The following is a 2,909-nucleotide window of genomic DNA, read 5'->3' as shown; positions in this document are numbered from 1 at the left end:
TATGCGATAGCCGGGATTCGAACCCGAGTTAGTGGCTTGGGAAGCCACTGTCCTACCACTAGACTACTATCGCAGGTACCATACACTCTTGCCGTTCAAAGATATTAAAGGTTATTTCTCTGCCGACGCGCCTTCCGCAGGACGACGGCCCCCTCCGCACCCTCGCCCGGACGCCCCCCCAACACACCGGCGACAACCTTAATACCGCGCAGGTGGATGAATAACCAGCACATTCCTGTGCTGGCTGACGTAAGTCCGACGTGCCCGATGGCATGGCCGAAATGGCTCGGGATTACCGAAAAGTCAGTAGAAGTACATTCTGCTCTTTTCTGGACTTACTCTGTCATTTGAGAGGTAGATCATGGCACGAATGCATGCACGAAGGAGAGGCAAGTCCTGTTCCGTCGCCCCGTACCGCACCGAAGCACCCGAGTGGTGCGGCATGTCGGCCGACGAAGCGGTGAAGATTGTTGTCGACCTTCGTAAAAAGGGCAACTCCAGCAGCGAGATCGGGTTCATCCTCAGGGACAAGTACGGCGTCTCTGATGTCAAACTCGTGACCGGCAAGAAGATTACCGAGATCCTCGACGAGCACAACCTCGGATCGAAGATCCCCGAGGACCTCCGCAACCTGATCGCCAAGGCGCTCGGGCTGAGGAAGCACCTTGCCGTGAACAAAAACGACATTCACAACCTGCGGCAGCTCCAGCTCACCGAGTCCAAGGTGCGCCGCCTGGTGAGATACTACACGGCAAGCGGGAAGCTCGAAAAGGGCTGGATCTACAAACCGGAGACTGCCGAGATTCTCCTCTCCAGATAAGTCATGTCCATTCAGGCCGCTGCTGAACGGGTGGCAGAGAAGATCCGTGCCACCGACTTCGTCGAGGTCTACGCGCACCATGACGCCGACGGGATCGCCGCAGGTGCGATCCTCTGCCAGGCCATGCTCCGCGCGGGCCTCCGCTTTCGGCTGCGGATACAGCAGGGCATCAGGGCCGACGAAGTCGAGCACCCTGACTCGACCCTGCTCTGCGACTTCGGCGCCAGCCTTGCCGACCTGCCTGAGGGCACGATGGTCGTCGACCATCACATCCCTCACTTCACCGGGGAGTTCCATGTTAACCCGCACCTTGCGGGCCTCGACGGGGAACAGGAACTCTCCGCATCGGGCACGGCCTACCTGGTCGCCCAGGCACTCGGCGACAACCGCGACCTTGCAGGGCTTGCTGTCCTCGGCATCATCGGGGACGGCCAGCAGTTCTCCGGCACCAACAGGGAGATCCTGAACGAGGGGATCGCCAACGGCTTCATCAGCCCCGAGAGAGGTATCCTCCTCCCCGGGAACACCCTGCGTGAAGCCCTTGAAACAGCGGTCACCCCGTACATCAGCGGTTTCAGCGGGAACAAAGACACCGTGACCCGCACCCTCGACGCAGCAACAGGTGAGGAAGAGGTGGCCGACGACGTCCTCCTCTCCCTCCTCGTCCTGGAGGCCGGGGATGACACGGCACCATCGGTCTTCTCCCGCGTCTACGGCGACCGCTACAGGCTGGAACGCGAGGTGATCGAGGACGCCCGCACCCTTGCCGCCGTCATCGACGGTTGCGGCCAGCAGGGCCGCGGCGGCCTTGCGGCATCGGTCTGCCTCAGGGCCCCGGAGTGCGTCCCCGAGGCCGTGGAAGTCGCAGGGGCCTTCAGGCACCGGGTGCTCGACGCACTCGCCGCCAGGAAGACCGACGACGCCGGGGTGATCTATGAGGTCACCGACGCCGTAGCGGCAAGCGGCGTCGCCGACTGCCTCGCCTACGACCTCAGGCAGACCGGGCCGATCGCTGTGATCGCACCCGCCGGGGACGTCTGGCAGGTCTCGGCACGCTGCCCGCCCGGTGTAGAGACCGACCTCGAGGAGATCCTCAGGACGGTCGCCGCACAGACCGGCGGGACAGGCGGCGGCCACAGGAACCGCGGCGGTGCACGTATCCCATCAGACCGGATCGAGGAGTTCAGGACCGAATTCGTCAGGGCGGTGGCTGCATGATCCAGATCGAGGGCACCATCACGACCGAAAGCGCACGTGCTGAGTGTGTCGCCGGCGCCCTCGCCCCGGACAACCTCTCCGGCATGGAGACGACGGCCGCAGTCACTGCAGTCGTCACAACGGTCAGGGGCGACCACCTGCGGTCGGTGACGGCGTCGGTGGACGACTACCTGATGAACCTCGCCATCGCGGAGGACGTCTGTTCGTACCTCCATGAAAAATCAGACAGGGCCTGAGAGACATACACCTCTGGAGAAGATGAGAAAGAATTTGATGCAAATAATCTGGTGATTTCATGGCAAAGAGAAAGCAGGTTGGAAAGAGAGTCGAAGGCTGGAAGGCCAAGTCCTGGTACAAGGTCTATGGTTCCGAGTCCTTCGGCAAGACGTACATCGGCGACACGATCTCCGCTGACCCCTCCTTCGTGATGGGCCGCGTGATGCAGACCACGCTCGGCGAGATCTCACAGGACTACGCAAAGCAGCACATCAAGATGCGCTTCAGGGTGAACAACGTCGCCGGCGACGCGGCCTACACCGAGTTCGTCGGGCACGAGATCACCCGCGACTACATGCGCGGCCTCGTAAAGAGAAAGACCTCCAGGATCGACACGATCATCCTCGTCCCCACGCAGGACGGCAAGAAGGTCCGCCTCACCATCACGTGCTTCACCATCAACAGGGCTAACTTCAGCCAGGTGCACGCGATCAGGGGCGCAATCATGAAGAGCGTCCTCGAGCAGGGTGCCCAGACCTCCTTCGATGAGTTCTCGAAGGCGATCGTCTCCGGCGAGACTGCCAAGGAGATCTTCAAGGTCATCAAGCCGATCTTCCCGGTCCGCCGGGTCGAGGTCATCAAGTCCAAGGTCGAG

The 2,909-nt window shown here is 61.7% G+C and carries 4 protein-coding genes and 1 tRNA gene; 4 read left to right on the top strand and 1 reads right to left on the bottom strand.

What is annotated here, in order from left to right:
• Positions 1-2 precede the first annotated feature (2 nt).
• Positions 3-73 (bottom strand) — tRNA-Gly (locus Q0520_RS08765).
• Positions 74-361: 288 nt separating this feature from the next.
• Between Q0520_RS08765 and Q0520_RS08760 the strand changes: the two genes are divergently transcribed.
• The 4 genes from Q0520_RS08760 to Q0520_RS08745 all read left to right on the top strand — a co-directional run.
• Complete coding sequence (locus Q0520_RS08760) at positions 362-820, top strand: 30S ribosomal protein S15 (protein WP_298668965.1); 459 nt, start codon at positions 362-364, stop codon at positions 818-820.
• A gap of 3 nt (positions 821-823) precedes the next feature.
• Positions 824-2,038, top strand: a complete 1,215-nt coding sequence (locus Q0520_RS08755) for a DHHA1 domain-containing protein (RefSeq protein WP_298668962.1) — start codon at positions 824-826, stop codon at positions 2,036-2,038.
• Positions 2,035-2,274: a KEOPS complex subunit Pcc1 gene (locus Q0520_RS08750; protein ID WP_298668959.1), complete on the top strand. Its 240-nt coding sequence runs from the start codon at positions 2,035-2,037 to the stop codon at positions 2,272-2,274. The genes Q0520_RS08755 and Q0520_RS08750 overlap by 4 nt, the downstream gene beginning before the upstream one ends.
• 59 nt (positions 2,275-2,333) lie before the next feature.
• The coding region (locus Q0520_RS08745) for a 30S ribosomal protein S3ae (protein ID WP_298668957.1) at positions 2,334-2,909 on the top strand (576 nt) is incomplete at its 3' end.

It is taken from the genome of uncultured Methanofollis sp. (genome assembly GCF_937919355.1).
Taxonomy (GTDB): Archaea; Halobacteriota; Methanomicrobia; order Methanomicrobiales; family Methanofollaceae; genus Methanofollis.
The sequence above is the reverse complement of the archived record's forward strand: the minus strand, read 5'-3'. Positions and strand labels throughout refer to the sequence as shown.

What these genes read in the sequence shown, in the direction of transcription:
- Q0520_RS08760 (WP_298668965.1), top strand. Translation starts at nt 362, where the DNA reads ATGGCACGAATGCATGCACGAAGGAGAGGCAAGTCCTGTTCCGTCGCC.
- Q0520_RS08755 (WP_298668962.1), top strand. Translation starts at nt 824, where the DNA reads ATGTCCATTCAGGCCGCTGCTGAACGGGTGGCAGAGAAGATCCGTGCC.
- Q0520_RS08750 (WP_298668959.1), top strand. Translation starts at nt 2,035, where the DNA reads ATGATCCAGATCGAGGGCACCATCACGACCGAAAGCGCACGTGCTGAG.